The organism is Plebeiibacterium sediminum (genome assembly GCF_026013605.1).
Classification (GTDB): Bacteria; Bacteroidota; Bacteroidia; order Bacteroidales; family Marinilabiliaceae; genus Saccharicrinis; species Saccharicrinis sediminus.
Genome location: NZ_JAPDPJ010000035.1, coordinates 33,082 through 52,575 on the forward strand (window position 1 = coordinate 33,082; position 19,494 = coordinate 52,575).

The 19,494-nt window shown below is 33.9% G+C and carries 17 protein-coding genes; 6 read left to right on the plus strand and 11 right to left on the minus strand.

The window, feature by feature from the left end; translation table 11 throughout:
* Positions 1 to 33 precede the first annotated feature (33 nt).
* A complete protein-coding gene (locus OM075_RS14660; protein ID WP_301191280.1) occupies positions 34 to 1,224 on the minus strand; it encodes a pyridoxal phosphate-dependent aminotransferase in 1,191 nt (396 codons plus the stop codon).
* A gap of 307 nt (positions 1,225 to 1,531) precedes the next feature.
* Here OM075_RS14660 and OM075_RS14665 point away from each other — a divergent pair, with 307 nt between their 5' ends.
* Genes OM075_RS14665 through murB form a run of 3 tightly spaced genes read left to right on the plus strand, consistent with a single transcriptional unit; the run spans position 1,532 to position 5,508 of the window.
* On the plus strand, positions 1,532 to 2,056 hold the full coding sequence (locus tag OM075_RS14665) for a DUF7935 family protein (protein WP_301191281.1): 525 nt from the start codon (positions 1,532 to 1,534) through the stop codon (positions 2,054 to 2,056).
* 45 nt (positions 2,057 to 2,101) lie between these two features.
* The gene (locus OM075_RS14670) at positions 2,102 to 4,483 is read left to right on the plus strand and encodes a GumC family protein (protein WP_301191282.1); all 2,382 of its coding nucleotides are present in this window, start codon (positions 2,102 to 2,104) and stop codon (positions 4,481 to 4,483) included.
* Positions 4,484 to 4,494: 11 nt separating this feature from the next.
* Positions 4,495 to 5,508 (plus strand): UDP-N-acetylmuramate dehydrogenase, encoded by a 1,014-nt coding sequence (murB, locus tag OM075_RS14675; RefSeq protein WP_301191283.1) that lies wholly within the window; start codon positions 4,495 to 4,497, stop codon positions 5,506 to 5,508.
* Between the two features lie 132 nt (positions 5,509 to 5,640).
* On the opposite strand, the gene OM075_RS14680 is transcribed toward murB, so the two are convergent.
* From OM075_RS14680 to OM075_RS14715, 8 genes are all read right to left on the minus strand, one after another.
* Entirely contained in the window at positions 5,641 to 6,072 is a 432-nt protein-coding gene (locus OM075_RS14680) for an acyl-CoA thioesterase (RefSeq protein WP_301191284.1), read from the minus strand.
* Positions 6,073 to 6,086: 14 nt separating this feature from the next.
* Complete coding sequence (locus OM075_RS14685) at positions 6,087 to 6,956, minus strand: P-loop NTPase (RefSeq protein WP_301191285.1); 870 nt, start codon at positions 6,954 to 6,956, stop codon at positions 6,087 to 6,089.
* Entirely contained in the window at positions 6,934 to 7,827 is an 894-nt protein-coding gene (locus OM075_RS14690) for a P-loop NTPase (RefSeq protein WP_301191286.1), read from the minus strand. Before OM075_RS14690 ends, OM075_RS14685 begins: the two co-directional genes overlap by 23 nt.
* 506 nt (positions 7,828 to 8,333) lie before the next feature.
* Positions 8,334 to 8,675: a NifB/NifX family molybdenum-iron cluster-binding protein gene (locus tag OM075_RS14695; protein WP_301191287.1), complete on the minus strand. Its 342-nt coding sequence runs from the start codon at positions 8,673 to 8,675 to the stop codon at positions 8,334 to 8,336.
* 221 nt (positions 8,676 to 8,896) lie between these two features.
* On the minus strand, positions 8,897 to 9,211 hold the full coding sequence (locus tag OM075_RS14700; RefSeq protein ID WP_301191288.1) for a NifB/NifX family molybdenum-iron cluster-binding protein: 315 nt from the start codon (positions 9,209 to 9,211) through the stop codon (positions 8,897 to 8,899).
* A gap of 102 nt (positions 9,212 to 9,313) precedes the next feature.
* The gene (locus OM075_RS14705) at positions 9,314 to 9,718 is read right to left on the minus strand and encodes a DUF134 domain-containing protein (protein WP_301191289.1); all 405 of its coding nucleotides are present in this window, start codon (positions 9,716 to 9,718) and stop codon (positions 9,314 to 9,316) included.
* 190 nt (positions 9,719 to 9,908) lie between these two features.
* Positions 9,909 to 11,300, minus strand: a complete 1,392-nt coding sequence (locus OM075_RS14710; RefSeq protein ID WP_301191290.1) for an MATE family efflux transporter — start codon at positions 11,298 to 11,300, stop codon at positions 9,909 to 9,911.
* Positions 11,301 to 11,495: 195 nt separating this feature from the next.
* Positions 11,496 to 13,508, minus strand: a complete 2,013-nt coding sequence (locus OM075_RS14715; RefSeq protein WP_301191291.1) for a thioredoxin domain-containing protein — start codon at positions 13,506 to 13,508, stop codon at positions 11,496 to 11,498.
* A 418-nt stretch (positions 13,509 to 13,926) separates the two neighbouring features.
* On the opposite strand from OM075_RS14715, the gene OM075_RS14720 reads away from it, so the two are divergent.
* Both OM075_RS14720 and serB read left to right on the plus strand, forming a co-directional pair.
* Positions 13,927 to 14,139, plus strand: a complete 213-nt coding sequence (locus OM075_RS14720) for a DUF3820 family protein (protein WP_301191292.1) — start codon at positions 13,927 to 13,929, stop codon at positions 14,137 to 14,139.
* Between the two features lie 218 nt (positions 14,140 to 14,357).
* Positions 14,358 to 15,581 carry a phosphoserine phosphatase SerB gene (gene serB / locus OM075_RS14725; protein WP_301191293.1) on the plus strand — a complete coding sequence of 408 codons (1,224 nt, stop codon included), beginning with the start codon at positions 14,358 to 14,360 and terminating at the stop codon, positions 15,579 to 15,581.
* Positions 15,582 to 15,693: 112 nt separating this feature from the next.
* Here the strand turns inward: serB and OM075_RS14730 are convergent, their stop codons facing one another.
* The gene (locus OM075_RS14730) at positions 15,694 to 16,845 is read right to left on the minus strand and encodes a THUMP domain-containing class I SAM-dependent RNA methyltransferase (RefSeq protein ID WP_301191294.1); all 1,152 of its coding nucleotides are present in this window, start codon (positions 16,843 to 16,845) and stop codon (positions 15,694 to 15,696) included.
* A gap of 236 nt (positions 16,846 to 17,081) precedes the next feature.
* Positions 17,082 to 18,410 (minus strand): carboxypeptidase-like regulatory domain-containing protein, encoded by a 1,329-nt coding sequence (locus OM075_RS14735; RefSeq protein WP_301191295.1) that lies wholly within the window; start codon positions 18,408 to 18,410, stop codon positions 17,082 to 17,084.
* A 529-nt stretch (positions 18,411 to 18,939) separates the two neighbouring features.
* Between OM075_RS14735 and OM075_RS14740 the strand changes: the two genes are divergently transcribed.
* Positions 18,940 to 19,335 carry a NifB/NifX family molybdenum-iron cluster-binding protein gene (locus OM075_RS14740; protein ID WP_301191296.1) on the plus strand — a complete coding sequence of 132 codons (396 nt, stop codon included), beginning with the start codon at positions 18,940 to 18,942 and terminating at the stop codon, positions 19,333 to 19,335.
* Positions 19,336 to 19,494 lie beyond the last annotated feature (159 nt).

Sequence of the window (19,494 nt, forward strand, 5' to 3'; positions counted from 1 at the left end):
GTAAACTGACAACTGAGAACTGATGACAAAATATTACTGAAGTCGATCTAACGCTATTTTAATTCTCTTCATTGCTTCTACTAACAAATCATCGGCAGTTGCATACGAAAATCTTAAACACTTAGGGCTACCAAAAGCCTCACCTGTAACGGTAGCTACATAAACGGTTTCTAATAGATACAACGCCAAATCAGAAGCACTGTTTATAGTATAGTTTTCGTAAGATTTTCCAAAGAAACTATCCACTTCCGGAAACAAATAAAACGCACCTTGAGGTTTATTTACTTTTAATCCATCTATCTCTTGCGCCATCTTAACTACCAGGTCTCTTCTTCTTTTAAATATTTCTTTCATTTGCATAGAAGGCTCCTGTGTTTCATTTAAGGCTGCAGCCGAAGCCATTTGTGAGATAGAGCAAGCTCCTGATGTAAATTGTCCCTGCAACTTATTACATGCATCTGCAATCCACTGTGGTGCTGCCATGTAACCAATTCTCCATCCTGTCATGGCATATCCTTTTGAAACACCATTAACCACCACAACACGATCCTTTAATTCTTCAAACTGAGCAATACTTTCATGCTTTCCATCAAAATTAATCAGTTCGTAAATTTCATCTGAAACAATAATTACATGTGGGTATTTTACAAAAACTTTAGCAAGAGCCTCTAATTCCTCTTTAGTATATGAACTTCCTGTTGGATTAGAAGGAGAACTAAACAAGAAAATTTTGGTTTTATCTGTAATAGCTTCTTCCAACTGCTCTGGAGTAATTTTAAAATCCTGCTCTATTCCTGCCTCAACAACAACACTTTTAGACTGAGCCAGATTAACAATTTCAATATAACTTACCCAATAAGGTGCCGGAATAATAACCTCATCGCCCGGACCAGTTAAACTTAGTAAAACATTGGCAATCGATTGCTTGGCTCCATTAGAAACAACAATCTGCGATGGGTTAAAACTTAAATTATTATCTCTCTTAAATTTAGTGCAAATAGCTTCCTTTAAAACCGGTAATCCTGCAACTGGCGTATATTTAGAAATATTATCATCAATAGCTTTTTTTGCAGCTTCTTTAATATGGTCAGGAGTATTAAAATCTGGCTGACCAATACTCAAGTTAATCACATCATGACCTTGACTTTGAAGTTCACGACTTTTTTGCGACATGGCCAAAGTAGCCGACTCATTTACATTAGCTAATCTTTCCGAAATATTCATAGGTTTATCTTTTACTTCTAATTGCCTTATGGAACTCACAAATAAATTTACTATTCACTTATTTTCACATTCAGAGTTGATCATGAATACACCATATTTCATCCTCTTATGAGTGAATTTAGATCGTAAAATTTACATGTTCGTTTCATATGTTTATCTTTTCTAATTTTACCGTTACATTACAATGCCTTATATTTATATTTAAGGCTTGTTGCAAATCATAACAAATACTGCTATTTTCACCCAATATTTTGGTATGAAATAATTTCATTCCATAAACGAGTGCAAAAGTAACATTTTAAAGATTATGGATGTTTTTCTTGAGGTAATAAAATACATTTTGCCATCACTTATTGTTTTTTTTACATCAATCTTTCTGGTAAGATGGTTTTTAAAAAGCGATCTGGAGCGCAAACGACAAGAGTTTTTATTGGGTAAATTTAAGGAATCATTACCTACTCGATTAGCCGCCTACGAGCGTCTTACTTTATTTCTGGAAAGAATTAATGCAGAATCAATTGTTATCAGAGAGCAATCTCCTACTTTAAACTGTAAACAGTTTCAGGCAAATTTATTATCAACTATACGAACTGAATTTGAACATAATATTGCCATGCAGGTATATTTACCTTCAGCGACCTGGGATCTGGTAAAAAAAGCAAAAGAAGAGATGGTTCGGTTAGTTAACATCTCAGCAGGCTATGTTAAGCCGGAGGATCCTGCTATTGCATTAGGAAAAACACTATTAGAGCAATATCAAAATGAAACTGCCTATCATTTCAGAAAAGCTTTGGAAGCTTTAAAAAATGATGTTCAGACCTTATACATCTAAAGCCTTTCGTCTGTTTATTGCTCTTTATTCATTAAAATTAACCTTGTGGAAAACAATACCAAAAAACATAATTACACAAATCAAAACCAAACAAAAACGGATGGATTACCAGATATCAGAAAAATATTTCGACTGGCACTCTCAAACTGGTATTTGTTTGCTATATCCATTCCCATATGTTTAACCGTATTATTTTTACACAACAGATATACACAAAATACTTATAGAGGAACAGTAACTGTAATGCTCAAAAGTGATGAACCCAAAAGTATTTCACGAGCTGAATTAATTGAAGGTTTTGGATTATCACCTGAAATGAAAAGTCTGGAAAATCAGACCATCATACTGCGTTCTAAAAAAGTAGTTAAAAGAGCTATTGATCAACTTGACTTTGCGATAGATATTTATAGCAATGGCGTATTGATGGATTACGATATGTATAGCAGGAGTCCTTTTTCTGTTGAAATGGATTCAACTCATGCGCAAATATTAAACACACCCATTTTTATTAAGCCAGAGGCCAACAACAAAGTTACCGTTACTATTGAAACAGAAAATGCCTTACTCCATTCTTTTAAGGATGAAAAGAATCATGGAGGTAGCGGACATATTTCATTTAGTAAAACAATGAACTGGGGAGATGAAATTAATACTCCATTTGGCAATTTTAAAGTAATTAGTAACCAATCAGAATTAAAACCTGAGGTTGAATATTACTTTTATTTCAGATCTCATGATTGGTTAGCAAATTATTACAGAGGTAAAATTTCAGTCTCTCCTTATAAAGAAGGTAGTTCTATTATTTACATATCCAGTACTGGATTAAATACACAAAAAATAATAAACTTCCTGAATGCCTTGTCCAAAGTATATTTAGAACAAAGTTTAGAACGAAAGAATGAAATTGCATCCCGAACCATTCAATTCATCGACAACCAACTTATTAAGGTTGCGGATAGTTTAAAATGCGCACAGGAAAAATTAATGAATTTCAGACGCTCAAATGTATTTAGTGCTCCAACAGAATTAACAACCCGCTTGGCTGACCAATACTTTGAATTTGAAAAAGAACTTAACCTGATTAAACTGCGTGAAGAATATTATAAAAATTTAAATAATCAGGTTATCAATAATCCTCTGGGAGAAGATTACCTCTTGCCTGCTTTTTCTGAAAATGCCAACAGTTTAATTTCTAATCTGGTAATTGAATTACTTGGCTTGATAAACGAACATAAACTAACGCAGGCCGATGGAGCTGAAATCAATCCTTACCTTGACGAGTTGGAAAGAAAAATTGAAGTCAGTAAACAAAACCTTTTGACTGCTTTGGATAAACTAATTGAAAACATAAGCATAGAAAAGAACAAGATCAAACATCAAATGCAGGAGTTGGCCTTGAAAATGAATCAACTACCTGAATTAGAAAGAAAATACCTTGATGTTGAAAGAGGATACAAATTAAATGATGCCATCTATACCTTTTTATTACAAAAGCAAAGTGAAACACAAATCACAAAGGCATCTAATACTCCAGATAATGAAATCATTGATGAAGCTGCAATAAGTGGGGTTGTTTCTCCAAACCGAAAAAAGAATACCCAACAAGCGCTAATGCTGGCATTTGCTTTACCTATCGCAATCATTGTGTTAAAAGAGTATTTAAACAATAAAATCAGAGATAAGCAAGATCTTGCCTCATTATGTTCTTCTATTCCTGTCATTGGTTATATTCCTCAATACAAAGGAGCTCATAACAATGTAATTCACGAAGAACCACTATCCAACATTTCGGAATCATTCAGGGCATTAAGAACAAAACTTAAATTTATGTGCCCCGCAAAGGATGCACAGGTAATAACAATTACATCTACAAATACCGGCGAGGGAAAGACATTCTGTGCGCTAAATTTAGCTTCGGCTTTTGCCATTTCCGGTAGAAAAACTGTATTGGTTGGATTTGATTTAAGAAAACCCAGACTAACAGAAATATTTAGTCATCACAATCATGATGGCTTATCCAATTACCTGATTGGTCAATCTTCTGTTGATGATATACTATATTCTGGTGAAGTTGAAAACCTAAGTATTATACCTTCAGGGGCAATACCTCCAAATCCATCTGAATTAATTGCAACATCCTATACTGCAGAATTATTCAAAACACTGAAAGAAAGATTTGATGTTGTTATTGTAGATTCTCCACCTATCGGCGTTGTTGCAGATTCCAGAGTATTAATGGAATACAGTAGCTGTCATCTTTATGTGGTGAGATCAGCTAAAACGAATAAAGAACACTTTAAACACACCATACAAAACCTTCTTTCTGAAGGCATTGACAATATTGGTTTCATTTTAAATGATTTAGCCAATAATGCTGGTGGTTATAATTATTATACCGAAAGGTATTACATGGAAAACAAAAAATAGGAAACTATTACATGATTATTCAGGAAAACTTCTCGCTAAAACAGTATAATACATTTCATTTTGATGTAAAAACAAAATATTTTTCTGCACCTCAAAACACCAATCAATTAACAGAATTGATCAATGATAACATTGTTGACAAAGCTGATATTTTAATTCTGGGAGGAGGAAGCAACATCTTATTTTCAAAAGATTATCAAGGATTAATAATAAAGCCTGCTATTGATTATATTAAAATTCTTGATTCAACTCCACATAAAGTCTGGGTAGAAGTTGGTGCAGGCGTTGAGTGGGATGCATTTGTTCATTGGGCCGTGTCGAACAATTATTTTGGCATTGAAAACCTTTCTCTAATTCCAGGTACAATTGGAGCTTGCCCGGTACAAAATATTGGAGCCTACGGTGTAGAAGTAAAAGATGTTATTACTCATGTTAACGGCATTTTCTTAGATAGTGGAAATCCTTTTAGTTTAAAAAATAAGGATTGTAACTTCTCCTATAGAAATAGCATTTTTAAAAACGAACATAAAGGAAATGTAATTATTACTTCGGTTTGTTTTGAGTTAAGTAAAAATGAGGATTTCCATGTTAATTATGGAGATGTAAAGGCTAAAGTTGAAGAACTAGGAGGTTTAAGCTTAACAAATATCCGAAAAGCGATCATTGAGATAAGAGAATCTAAATTACCGGATCACAACTTGTTTGGAAATGTGGGTAGCTTCTTTAAAAACCCAATTATTGAAAAAACACTGAGTGAAAATATCCAACAAAAGTATCCTGATGCTCCAATATACACTGTATCTGACACTCATGTAAAAATAGCTGCTGGATGGATGATTGACAAATGCAATTGGAAAGGCAAATCAATTGGAGATGCTGCAGTTCATGAAAAACAAGCCTTGGTTTTGATTAATAAAACAGGAAAGGCCAATGGTGAAGATATTTTAAAATTAGCTTCTGAGATTGAAAATTCAGTTTTGGAAAAATTCGGAATTTCAATTGAAAAAGAAGTCAATATTATTTAACTCACTAAATTTTAACAGAATAAAATTAATACAAAAGTGCAGTATTAGATAGCACAAACAAAACATAAAAGCTATCGTAATACTGCAACTTGAAATAATAGGAAACCCAACCTTTCCCATAAATTTTTAATACTAATTCCTTTCAAAGGATAGTGATGCTTCAAACTCTTTTTCCAAAACTTTAAATACAAAATCAGGCACCTGCATAGGTACTCTGGTTTTCCTGTTTACAAACACAACCTCAGAATTTGCTTTGCTGACTAACTTCCCTTCCTGGTTTCTGATCTCAAAATAAAACTGAAATCTCACCTTTGGTAATTCTTTTATGGTAGTTTTAATCGTTAAAAGCTCATCATACCTTGCCGGTACTTTATATTGAATATTGAAAGAAATAACTGGTAACATGTACCCTTTCTCTTCCAATTCAAAATCATTTATATTAAACTTACGCAATAATTCTGTACGTGCCTGATGACAATAAGAAACATGATTGGCATGGTATACATATCCCATTTGATCGACTTCGTCATACCTTGGTCGTAATTTAAATTCATCTATAATCATCTCAAATACTTAATCTAATTCTCTGTTATACTCTTCCAAACATTTTGAATCTGCTGGCTTAACTCTGATTCAGGTGCAAACTCAACAATAGTTTTACCTGCTACCATAGATTCAACCCACTGCCTATTGAAAGGAACTTTGGCCAATAGAGAAATATTGTTTTTATAAAAAAAAGTCTCCAATTGATGACTTATCGTTCTATTAATATCTGCTTTATTAATTATACCCACTACAGGAATATTAAAAGATTTTACCAGCTCCACTAACCTGCCGGCATCGTTTAATCCTGACTTAGTTGGTTCTGTAACCAATACAACCAGATTTGTTCCTGAAATTGATGATATTGCAGCACAACCTATTCCGGGAGGTCCATCATTAATAATAAAATCTGCATTATTTTCCTTGGCTATTTCTTTGGCCTTGCTCCTGATTTTTGAAACCAGCTTACCAGAATTTTCTTCTCCTGGTCCCATTTTGGCATGTACCATTACTCCATGACGGGTTGATGATATATACCAGGAATTATTATTATTCACTTTTGTAGAAACAGCCTGTTCCGGACAAATTCTTTCACACAATTTACATCCTTCACAAAGGAAAGTATTAACAGAATAAGAACCATTCTCATGTAAATCAATTGCTTTAAAACGACAGTTTTCATAACATAAACCACAACCACTACAACTCTCATCATTTATAATTGCATAACAGCCACTTTCAAAAGCAAATGATTCCATTACTTTAGGTTGCAACAACAAATGTAAATCAGCAGCATCCACATCATTGTCGCACAAAACAGCATTTTGAGCCACACTTGCCAATGCTGCGGTAAATGATGTTTTCCCGGTTCCTCCCTTACCGCTAAGAATGGTAATTTCCTTCATTTACTAAAATTTTTTGCCCTAAAACATTTACAATCTTTATGAAATCACTTTTTAGATCTTCTGACATATGATCCCCCAATAAACCTTCTGCATACAATTCTGCAAACTCACGTTTAAAAGGAATCTCACCCAAAATTTCAATATTATTTTGAACAAGATATTCTTGTGTTTCGCCTGATCCCAAACCCGCCTTATTAATAACTACTCCAAAATCTTTGTTCAAATCCTTCATCAACTCAATAGTTAATTTTAAATCATGCAATCCGAATGGAGTTGGCTCTGTAACCAGCACTACAAAATCTGCATCAACAACTGTCTGAACAACTGAACAACTAGTTCCAGGAGGCGCATCAAATATCAGAATATCACAATTGGAATCAGCTCTGCTTTTCAGTTCCTTAATCAACATAGTTTGCATTGCAGAACCTATACGTAATTTACCTTCAAGTAATCCTTTACCCAAACCCAAATCATAATTTGTTACTGTACCAATAGAATGCTTCACTTCTTTTAAAGCCTCCTCAGTACAAGCTACAGAACAAGCTCCGCATGAATGACATAATACATCATTTACCTGAATAAACTTTACCGGAGGTATAATAGTTAAAGCATTAAATTCACAATACTCAGAACAATTTCTGCAATAAGTACAAAGCTCCGCATCTATTTCAGGAATCAATTGATTTATGGTTTCCTGCAAACCCTGCTTATGTTCTGTAAAAAACAATAAATCATTGGGTTCTTCTACATCACAATCCAGAATTTGAATATTTCCGGTAAACTCACGAGCCAAAAAATGATATAAATTGACTGCAACAGAAGTTTTTCCAGTTCCACCTTTTCCGCTTGCTATTGCTATTTTATAGCTCATTGATGATTTTTCTTATTATACTTTTACAAATAAATTACTTTCTATGATTCCAAGACTATAACCACAAACCTACATTTCTACATCAAGACGTTACAATCGCCCAGAGTATTAGATATAAATTGAGACGAAAAGATTTCTTAGATATCACATCTGTCCTAAATAAAAAGAATATTTCATTTCTTTAGTAGGTTCTATATCGGCCTCAGCCAGTGAACCAAAAAACAAGATTAGCTTGACGATTAAAAATCGTTTTTGTTTGAGTGAAACGAGTTTAAACGATTTCAGTCAAATAATCGTAGTTTTTTGAGAGAAGTGGATGCAGCCTAGCCTTTTTTTGCTTCTGTTTTTTGTGGTATGACAAAAAATGAAGTCAGGTCTGGGCGAAGCACCAGTTAACCAATATAATTAGGACAGCTCTGCTTAGATATATAAGTCTTAGTGAAGATATTTGGGACCCATATTATTTTTGTGCACAGAATGCCTTGATTACAGAAGTTCTGTAACAATTAGTGATCACAGTAGTTGGCTGTAAATGACAACGATTCAGTTAAAAAACCATCAATCAATTCTGCTACTGTAAGTTGAGGAGCTCCCACAAACGCATTTACTCCATTGGATTGAAACAATTGAATGGCTTTTTGTCCCATACCTCCTGCTACAATATCCGTAACACCTTTATCCGATAAAAATCGAGGTAATAAACCTGGTTCATGAGGTGGTGGAACAATTTTTTCTTCTGAAACTATTTCACCATCAACAACTGAAACCAAAGCAAAAAACTTACAATGTCCAAAATGACTATCTAAAATTCCTGCTTCATTTACTGGAATAGCAATTTTCTTATTCATCTTTAAATATTTTTTGATTTTTATATGGCAAAAGAAAAGTAACAGAGTGTTTGGTAGCAAAACCGTAAACTATCATATTATATTTTGTAAGCATCAATAACTTATATCAGACAACATTCTATACTATCAGAAAATGAAGAAGCCATTTGAAAGCACTAGAATTATAAAGTAAATGCTTATAAAAAATTACTAAACACCCTGTCACATCGATATAAAACACGCTACTTTAACTTATCTAAAATATTTTGAATGGTAGCACCTTCATTTTGAAGGATAACCATCTGAATATTAAATTTATCCAGAAGATCCTTTGCTTTTGGGCCAAAATCTCCACTTATCACCTTACCAACTCCCAATTCAACCATTCTTTCCGACACCTTTAATCCTGCCCCATTGCTATCGTCAGCATTTACATTTTCAATAAATGTACATTCCCCACTCTCTTCATCATGTAAACAAAACCATGCTGCCCTACCGAATCGTAAGTCAAAATCGGAACCTAAAGAATTCCCTGTGGATGTAATTACTGTCTTCATGTATTAAAATTTTAAAGTACAATTGAAAATGATTTATTCAGGATATTTACCCTATAAAAAATTTCAACTCCACTTATTATGGCTAAATAATTTTTTAATCTCTTATTGATTAATCATCTCCGTTAAGGATGATTTACACACCGGGCAATTGGTATTTTCAACTGAAGAAGGCTTTGTAAATTTTGCATTGCATTTGGTACATAAAAACCAAATTCCATCTAATTCTACATTACCATAAACAGTTATTATTTCTTTTGCCTCAGTTAATGCTTTTGCAACTTTTCGTCTGGCACTTTCATATATTCGTGCAAACGTTGGTCGAGATACTCCCATTAATTTTGCAGCCTCATCATGATTCAGAAGATCATAATCAGCTAATTTAATCGCTTCATATTCTTCATAAAGTAACTCTACAACTCCATTTGAATCACCGTTAATTCCAAAAGGTTTATAACCTTGAAATTTTGGTGGAGCAACAATTTTTCTTAAAGTCTTTCTTCTTGGCATGAGAACTAAATTCAAAACTTATTGAGAATATTCTCCCGACAAATATAAAGAGAATATTCTCAATAAAAAGTTATTTAATATATTTTAATACAAAAAAAGTAAATTCCATCTCATCTTAAGTCCAGAGGAGGTAGAAATACATCCTCCAGACTTAAATTAATATAATGGTAAATCTTGGGTAAGATAATAATTATTGTAGTTTCTGACTATTCAAGTCATCCTGCTGTGCAATAGCACGATTGAGTTTCTTAACCTCACTGAATACAAAATACAAAGTAATCAGTCCTGCTAAAGTATCGGCAATTGGCGTTGATAACCAAACACCTCGAAGCCCCATAAGATCTGGTAGAATAAATAAACATGGGATTAATATAATAACCTGGCGCAGTAAGGATAAAACACTAGCTAAACCAGCTTTTCCTATGGATTGATAGTAATTTCCGATAATAATCTGAAATCCAACTAAAGGCAAGGCCAATAAAAACAATTTTAACCCCTGAACTCCTATTTCTAACAATTCTTTATCATCATCATTAAAAAGCATTATAATTTTTTCAGGAAATAACTGACTGACAACAAAACCTAATATAGAAAACAGAGTTGCAGAACCAATGGCAATTAGCAGCGTATGTTTAACCCTTTTATAGATTTTAGCTCCATAATTAAATCCTATTATGGGCTGAATTGCCATGTTGATGGCTAAAATAGTCATTACAATTAGCATGGTAACACTCATAATAACACCCAACGCACCTACTGCCAGGTCATTACCATGCTTTACAAGCTGAATATTATAGATACCAAATACGGCACTGGATGCCAATTGCATACTAAATGGAGCAAACCCAATAGTGATAATATACCAAATGATATCACGCTTTAATGCCATATTACGAAAATGTAATCGTATAACCGAACGACTACTTTTAAAATGTGCAATAACCCAAATACAAAGTACTATTTGAGAAATAACTGTTGCATAAGCAGCACCTTTTACACCCATCCCCATTTTCATGATAAAAAGCCAATCGAGCACAATATTTACTCCGGCACTTAACAACATGGAAACCATGGCAATTTTAGCACTACCTTCCGAACGAATTAAATTATTTAAAGCATACCCCACAACATTAAATACAGCTCCAGCCAATATAATATTTAAGTATTCCTTCGCATAACCATATGTTTCAGCATTAATACCAAAGAATTTCAATAAGGGATTACTGATAGCAAAACCTATTGCTGTAATTAATCCGGATACGATTACCATCAATACAAAAGCATTTCCCAATACCTTTTCTGCACGATCAAAATCCTTTTTACCCAGGTTTAAAGAAATCCTAACTCCGGCTCCCATTCCTACCATCATCCCAAAAGCCATCATGATAATCATAATTGGGAAAATAGCACTTAGTCCTGCCAGTGCCAGAGATCCAACCCCCTGACCTATATAAATTCTGTCAACAATATTGTATAGTGAATTTATAATAACTCCTGCAAATGCCGGTAAAAAGTACTTCCACATTAATTTAGGAATGGACTCAAACTCCAATTCCTTTACATTCTTACTCTGTCTACTCATTGTAAAATTTTAAGGGAACAAAGGTAGTTAATTTCATGCTTGAATAAGATGAGATTAAAGACTATTAACATAGAAACTCTGGTTATCATAAATAAAGACTCCCGCTTTGAAGAAACAAAACGAGAGTCAAATCTCAAAACCAATAAAATAAATCGACAACATTCCCGACGATTTGATATTCAATAAACAATATCTTTATATCTCCTTCATTTTTTGCTTTACCTCTTCAATTGATTTCACAGGTAGGTGGCAACAATTATTCTTACATAAATGAAATACAAGTTCTTCACTAGCTTTATTCTTTGAAAGTGGAATATGATGATCACCGGAAGCGATCAAAAGATATGGATTATATTCTGAGATCAGCTCCTTATGAGCTTGCAACTGTCCCTTCCCAGAAAGCACCAGTTCATGGTTTTCGTATATAAAAAATAACTTTAACCGCTGCCAGTTTGAATAATATTTTCCGTGTTGATCAATTCTGCCACTTAAATTCTTCAGCATCTGCAAAGATGTTGAGTATGCCTCTTTATTTAAATAAAACTTACTCAGGCGATATAAATTCATAGCCATCACCGAATTTGAGGCAGGAATTACGTTGTCTGCAGTATCACTTTTACGAACCAGTAATGGATCATCTTTTACTGATGTATAATAAAACAATTGGTTGTCATCATTAAAAAAGTACGCTATGGCATACTCACATAAATCGTTTGCTAAAATCAGCCATTGTTCGTCAAAACTAGCCATATACAACTCAATCCATGCATCTATTAATAAAGCATAATCATCTAAAAATGCATTGATTGTACCCTTTTTACCCTTTAAAATTCGCCATAATCCACCATCAGACTGATAAGCTTTACGCTTCACAAACTCCGATGTTCTTATCGCATCATCAAGATATTCCTTATTGCCAGTAGCCTTATAAGCCGCAACCAAACCTTTAATCATGATGGCATTCCAGGATGTCAAAATTTTATCATCCAAAGCTGGTTTTTTTCTAAGCTGTTGCGCTTTATAAAGCAATAATTTTGATTCCTTAATTTTACCAATCAAGTCCTCAACCTCCATTCCCTTTTTCTGTGCAAAATCCTCTATGGTAGAAGTTTTAAAAATGACATTTTTACCCTCTTCCCAATTTCCATCTTCGGTAATGTTATATAATTCGCAAAAAAGCTTACAATGCGATCCTAAAACACTTTTTATCTCAGCCTGTGTCCAAACATAATATTTCCCTTCTTCGCCATCACTATCTGCATCCAGCGAAGAGTAAAATCCACCTTCAGGTGAAGCTAATTCTGTTTTTACAAAATGAATCGTTTCATCAACAACCCTTTTAAACAATGGCTTACCCGTCATTTGATAAGCTATCGAATATACTTCTATCAACTGCCCCTGATCATACAACATCTTTTCAAAATGTGGTATTTTCCAATTGGCATCCACAGAATAGCGGGCAAAACCACCTCCCAGATGATCGTATATTCCTCCCCACGCCATTCTTGTGAGGCTCAGGTTTACATATTCACTAATCTTGCAATCAGCGTTTTTCTGAAGATAGGCAAGTAAGAAATGATGTTCTACAGGCATTGGAAATTTAGGAGCACCTTTACTTCCACCCCATTCCAAATCCAGATTTTGTTTCCAGTTTTCGATGGTTTCATCCATCACTTCACTGGTAAAGAGAACCGAATCCTTAACCAACCCAACAAAATCCATTCGTTCTATCCCTGCTTTTATCTGTAATGCCAAATCTCCCAAACGTTCTTTATCATCATCAAACAAATGTTTAATCTCCCGTAAAAGATTCATCCATTGTCGTTTCTGAAAATAAGTACCTGCAAAGAATGGTTGTCCATTAGGCAGTGCAATGATATTTAATGGCCATCCCCCTCTACCAGTTGTTAAATGAGCTACATCCATAAAAACCTGATCGAGATCCGGACGTTCCTCCCTATCTATCTTAATAGATACAAAATGCTCATTCATGTATGCGGCTACTTCATCACAGCTAAAACTCTCCTTCTCCATCACATGACACCAATGACATGCTGCATATCCAATTGAAATAATAATGAGTTTATTTTCCACCTTAGCCCTTTCCAGAGCCTCTTTTCCCCAAGGATACCAATAAACCGGATTTTTGGCATGCATCAATAAATAAGGACTTGTTTCATTAGCTAAAGCATTTATAGCTTGTATCATAAATTATTCTTAAGTTTTTTCACGAGTTTATTATATATTTCTAATGTCTGCAGTTACTCGCCAAACCTTATCGTTTCCCTGTGTAAGAAATATTTCTCATGGCTTGTTTCATACATTAGATATATGTCAAAACACATTAAACAACCAGAAGGTTTAATTATTTAACCATAAAAAATAAAGAAATTCCCGTCATCTGTTCACTAACATTAAAACAACAAATAGAATTACAAGGAACTTTCTGGTAGAATTAAATCTTCTAATAACTCATAGAATTAATGATTTTATGGTCTGCCTAATAGATCACACAAAAGAATTCTCACACATGAGGATGATTTAATTGGCGGGTTCCTTGTGGCAATAAAAAGCAAATTTAGACTTATGAATAAAATATCTCTATATTTGCTCAAAACATAAATTAATGAACGAAAAACTATTACTGGACCTCGTTAGAACACGCATGCCTTATGGCAAATATAAAGGCAGAATTTTATGCGATTTACCTGAACCTTACCTGGTTTGGTATCATCAAAAAGGTTTTCCGGAAGGGAAATTAGGAATGTTATTGCATACCCTTTACGAAATTAAATTAAACGGTTTAGAATATCTTTTAAAACCGCTCCGACAATTATAAAATGCTTTTATAAGTAACACAACACGATCTGAATTACAATATTTTACCAAGGTTTAACATGAGCATTTTAATCATTTAAGACTGGATTTTTTGCTGTTAACATTTTTGTTCACGCAAACGATGTTAAAAAAGATGAAATTTGTCATTATTTTTCATCAGCAAAGAATTGTGTTTCCTTTGATTTATTATTTTTGCTTACAGAAAACATTACAAAACTCATGGCTAATAATAGAGAGATCATTCTTGTTAATATCTCCGGAGAAGATAAACCCGGATTAACTTCATCTTTAACAGAAATTTTATCACATTATAACGTACAAATTCTTGATATTGGTCAAGCTGTAATTCACGATGATCTTGGATTAGGAATTTTATTTGAAGTTCCCCAGGCATACGAATCAGCCCCTATTTTAAAGGACTTATTGTTTAAATCATATGAAATTGGTGTTAAAATTAAGTTTACCCCTATTTCAGAGCAAAGATACGGTGAATGGGTTCTTCACCAGGGAAAAGAAAGATACATCATTACTTTATTAGCCAGAAAAATAACTGCTGAACACTTAGCTAAAGTAACTCGCGTTATTTCTTCTCAGCAATTAAACATTGATACCATCACTCGTTTGTCTGGTAGAATTGACCTGAATAACGCTCCAACACAAAACAAGGCTGTTGTTGAGTTTTCGGTAAGAGGTACTCCTATCGATGCTGAAATTATGAAAAGCGACTTTATGGAGCTTTCCAGTAAAATTGGAGTTGACATTGCTTTTCAGGAGGACAATATTTTCAGAAGAAACCGTCGTTTGGTTTGTTTTGATATGGATTCTACCCTTATTCAAACGGAAGTAATTGATGAACTAGCTGAAAGAGCTGGTGTGGGAGCTAAAGTAAAAAAGATTACAGAGGCTGCTATGCGTGGCGAAATTGACTTCAACGAAAGTTTCATTCAACGAGTGAGCTTATTGAAAGGCCTTAACGAAAATGTAATGAAAGAAGTTGCTGAAAATCTTCCCATTACAGAAGGTGCAGAAAGATTAATGAATACATTAAACAAATATGGCTATAAAACAGCCATTTTATCAGGAGGTTTCAACTATTTTGGAAATTACCTGAAAGCTCGTTTAGGTGTGGATTACGTATTTTCTAACGAATTAGAAATTAAAAAAGGTAAACTTACTGGTAAACACCTTGGAGAAATTGTCGACGGAAAAAGAAAAGCCGAATTACTTAAATTACTGGCATTTAAAGAAGATATTCATTTAGATCAGGTTATTGCTGTTGGTGATGGATCAAATGACTTACCTATGCTTCAGTTAGCTGGTTTAGGAATTGCTTTCCATGCCAAACCCAAAGTAAAAGCAGGTGCTGATAATTCTATTTCAACAATTGGATTAGATGCCATCCTGTATATGTTAGGTTTCCGCGACAGAGAAATCAATAAATAAAAAGCTTTAAGCTCAAAAAATAAAAAAGCTACACCTGGAATTCAAGTGTAGCTTTTATTTTATCTATATGTAACGACTTAATTACTTTCAACTCGTTACTATTAACTTTTATCTATCTAAACTTAATAATCTTTTTCATGGTACCATCATAAATATTAAACTTATGATAACCACACTCTAAAGCACCATTATAAAGTCTTAATTTTTCTAAAGGTTTTAGACCTACATTTTTCAATGCCTCTTTATTCGAAGTAATGATCCAGGCATCATAACCCGTAAATGTATGTTTAAGCTGATTTCCGATCATGCGGTAAAAATCAACAATATCCTTATCCTTCATCAATCTTTCGCCGTAAGGAGGATTCATAATAATCATTCCTTTAGGATAATGCGGTTCTAATTTTTCAAATGATGAAACTGAAAAATTAATATCACGGTTAAATCTAAATCCTAAGGCCGACTCACGAGCAATATCAATTGCCTTAATTGAAGCATCACTACCAAAAATTCTTAATCTTGGATGCTCAATTTTATCTTTTGCTTCTTCTACAATTTTGTTCCATAATGCTTCATCATAATCTTTCCAGCTCATAAAACCAAAGTTCTTTTTATGAAGACCCGGAGGATAATTTCTTGCATACATTACGGCTTCCATCAAAATAGTTCCGGAACCACACATCGGATCAATCAAAGCCATTTTTTTATCCCAACCCGATAGCAAAACCATTCCGGCTGCTAAAACTTCATTTAATGGAGCTTTATGATTTCCAACTCTATAACCACGCTTATGTAAAGAATCGCCAGAACTATCCATTGAAATGGTTACATTTTCTTTTGCAATATGGATAACCAAACGAACCGATGGATTTTCAACATCTACAGACGGACGTTTCTCGAATTTCTCTCTGAACTGATCAACAATGGCATCTTTAGTTTTTAATGCCACATATTTTGAGTGTGTAAAAACTTCTGAGTAAACTACTGGATCGATAGCCAATGTATCTTTTACATCCATTAATTCCGACCAGTCAAATTGTTTTACACCATCATATAACTCCTGATCGTTTTTTGCAGTAAATTGGTGTATTGGATGAAGAATTCTGATTGCAGTTCGCAATAACAAGTTTGACTTATACAAAATTTCTTTATCACCTTCAAACTCAACGGCTCTGTTAACCTCTTTAATATTCTGAGCTCCTATTCCCTTTAATTCCTCTGCCAGAACACCTTCCAGCCCATGAAAAGTTTTTGCAATCAGCTTCAATGTAGTATGTCTTTAATGAATAATATTTAGGCGTATCGTCATCGCCTTTCCGGCTGCGAATTTAGATTAATTTGATTGTTTTTACAATAGCTTTTAACAAAGTTTGGCAAAGTGTACAAACAAAAAATACCGCCATGTTGAAACACATCTTCTTAGATTAAATCAACATAACGATATTTTATTTGCAACTATAATCGTAGCTTAAAATCCTTCTTTATATACTTTTAACTTATAATTTATTCGCCTACTTGCTCTTCATTCAACTTTTCTAATCTCTTTTTAATTTTTTTAATTACAGATTCAATACTAGCTTCTGGCTCAATCACATTGTAATCACCCCAAAACTGAGGATCAGAAAATCCTTCAATCTGATCTTGCAATACTATATTATTTTTCAACCTTTCATTCACTTTAAAAGCTTTTTCGGTAGCCTTACGCCAATCTGTAACAGCCATTTCTAATGTTGAAGTGTAAGAGGTATTAAACCACTTTTTCTTCCAGTTAATTTTAAATGTAATCTGACCTCGGGAATAGCTATACATCCATTTACCATCTTGTTTACGGTAATTTACCAAATAACTGGCTTCTGTAGGATAAACCACAGCACCTAAAGGTTTACGCTTAATAAACATTGCTGAAGCTTTCTCCTTATCTTCTATATTAATACTATAGTTGGCACTGGTAACTGCCATCGATTCTGCATCAATATATAATTTACCATAAAATAAGGGTTCATCGATATACGATTTCTGTACAAAACTGATTACATATATAATTTTATCATTGACTTTAGTTATGGTTTCTAAATTAAAGTCGTAGTACTCCATATCCTGAACATTAATAATAGAAAATGGCTCTTTCATAATATCCAACATCAAACTTGAATACGGACCTCCTTGCAATTTAAATGTAATTGTATCCATTTTCGAATAGTCGGCATCTTTTCTGGCTTTATACAACTTCATTCCATCCAACTTGTAATTTGAGTAAGCTTGTTTATGCACTTCAAGCACAGCTTCAGCCAACGAAACATAATTCTTTCTTCTTTTTATGGTTTCTCTGTAAAAAGTTGTCATACGTAAAGGTTCCTGAATATAATTATCCTTTTTGCGTGCAATCACCTCTCTTACAATCTGATTGGCATCTTTAGGTAACACATTCACTTCTGCTAACGAAACTGTTAACATATCCAATTTAAGCTTATTCCGGTCTGATTTTAATTCCGATAACAAAAACTCTTTATTCTTATAGCCCAGATACGACACACTCACCTTACTGTTTAAAGGTATGTCTTTAGGTACTTTCAATAAAAAATTACCTTCAGAATTGGAAACTGTGGCTATGTTAGTACCTTCCAGAGTTAACGTAGCAAAAACAAGAGGCGCTCCGGATTCTCCATCAATAATTTTTCCTCTGTATTGAACAGTATTCAAGGTATCAGGTAAAATATCTTCCTCAAAAACAGGATTGGCGAACATCGAAACAGGTACAACTCCAACCATAAAAATTATGGCTATAAGGATTCTGAACATCCTTTGCTTGGTATAATCATTTAAAGTTCTCATGGCGTTAAAATTTTGGGTATTATTATTTACCGTTATCATATTCTCTTTCTAAATTAAAGACAATGTTGAAAATTTTTACCCCTATCGTAATTTCATTTTTCTGTTCAATCATTTTAATTTTAAGTAAGAAGTGGGCAGATCACAGTAGGCAGTAGGCAGTAAGCAGTAGGCAGTAGGCAGTAGGCAGTAGGCAGTAGGCAGTAGGCAGTAGGCAGTAGGCAGTAGGCAGATCACAGTAGGCAGAGGGCAGTATATAAATGGACTGAAGACTGCTGACTGCTGACTGTTGACTGAAGACTGAAGACTGAAGACTCTTGACTGTTGACTGCAGACTGCTGACTGGCCTACTGCAGAATTGGCCTGAACATTGCACCTTATTCCATAACAAACACACTAAAACTGGGGTGAATCATTGCTTAACAAGACTTTACATACTAAAAGTAAGCCTTGTAAATCCTACATAAATGTAGAAAAGCAATTAAAACACCACATTTTGGTACAATTAATTAACCTCTAAAAATAAATTGTTATGAAAGTTTGCTTACCAGTATTAGGAGACAGTGCATTGAAGAAGGAATTATTGGCTAACGATTTTTACAAAGCCCAACATTATGCCATTTACGACATGCTAGATAAAAGCACAACCATCTTTTCGTTAGCGGATACAGATGCGATATATTTATCAATGAGCGAAATTAAAAAATTAGGAATCGGCATCGTTATAACTCCCAACCTTCGTCCAATGGCCGCAAAAATTCTTTTCGATAATGAAATTGAAGTTTATAAAGCCAGCGCATCTTTAGTTGAGGAAAATATTTCTTTATTAAAAAGAAGTTTATTAAAAGACTTTACAGAATCAATGATTGAAAACAAAGGCGGATGTTCATCTGACGGATGCTCATCTTGTTCTTCATCATGCAATTAAAATATTTATAGTTTTCAAAAAGCAGTAGGCAGTTCCCAGTAGGCAGTAAGCAGTTCTCAGTAGGCAGTAGGCAGTAGGCAGTAGGCAGTTCCCAGTAAGCAGTAGGCAGTTCCCAGTAAGCAGTAGGCAGTATCTAAATGTACTGAAGACTGAGAACTG

Bases quoted from the DNA above. Each gene is read 5' to 3' on its own strand.
- murB (WP_301191283.1), top strand. From the start codon at position 4,495: ATGATTATTCAGGAAAACTTCTCGCTAAAACAGTATAATACATTTCAT.
- OM075_RS14715 (WP_301191291.1), bottom strand. From the start codon at position 13,508: ATGATACAAGCTATAAATGCTTTAGCTAATGAAACAAGTCCTTATTTA.
- OM075_RS14680 (WP_301191284.1), bottom strand. From the start codon at position 6,072: ATGATTATAGATGAATTTAAATTACGACCAAGGTATGACGAAGTCGAT.
- OM075_RS14695 (WP_301191287.1), bottom strand. From the start codon at position 8,675: ATGAATAAGAAAATTGCTATTCCAGTAAATGAAGCAGGAATTTTAGAT.
- OM075_RS14700 (WP_301191288.1), bottom strand. From the start codon at position 9,211: ATGAAGACAGTAATTACATCCACAGGGAATTCTTTAGGTTCCGATTTT.
- OM075_RS14710 (WP_301191290.1), bottom strand. From the start codon at position 11,300: ATGAGTAGACAGAGTAAGAATGTAAAGGAATTGGAGTTTGAGTCCATT.
- OM075_RS14705 (WP_301191289.1), bottom strand. From the start codon at position 9,718: ATGCCAAGAAGAAAGACTTTAAGAAAAATTGTTGCTCCACCAAAATTT.
- OM075_RS14660 (WP_301191280.1), bottom strand. From the start codon at position 1,224: ATGAATATTTCGGAAAGATTAGCTAATGTAAATGAGTCGGCTACTTTG.
- OM075_RS14665 (WP_301191281.1), top strand. From the start codon at position 1,532: ATGGATGTTTTTCTTGAGGTAATAAAATACATTTTGCCATCACTTATT.
- OM075_RS14720 (WP_301191292.1), top strand. From the start codon at position 13,927: ATGAACGAAAAACTATTACTGGACCTCGTTAGAACACGCATGCCTTAT.
- OM075_RS14685 (WP_301191285.1), bottom strand. From the start codon at position 6,956: ATGAAGGAAATTACCATTCTTAGCGGTAAGGGAGGAACCGGGAAAACA.
- OM075_RS14690 (WP_301191286.1), bottom strand. From the start codon at position 7,827: ATGAGCTATAAAATAGCAATAGCAAGCGGAAAAGGTGGAACTGGAAAA.
- OM075_RS14740 (WP_301191296.1), top strand. From the start codon at position 18,940: ATGAAAGTTTGCTTACCAGTATTAGGAGACAGTGCATTGAAGAAGGAA.
- OM075_RS14735 (WP_301191295.1), bottom strand. From the start codon at position 18,410: ATGAGAACTTTAAATGATTATACCAAGCAAAGGATGTTCAGAATCCTT.
- serB (WP_301191293.1), top strand. From the start codon at position 14,358: ATGGCTAATAATAGAGAGATCATTCTTGTTAATATCTCCGGAGAAGAT.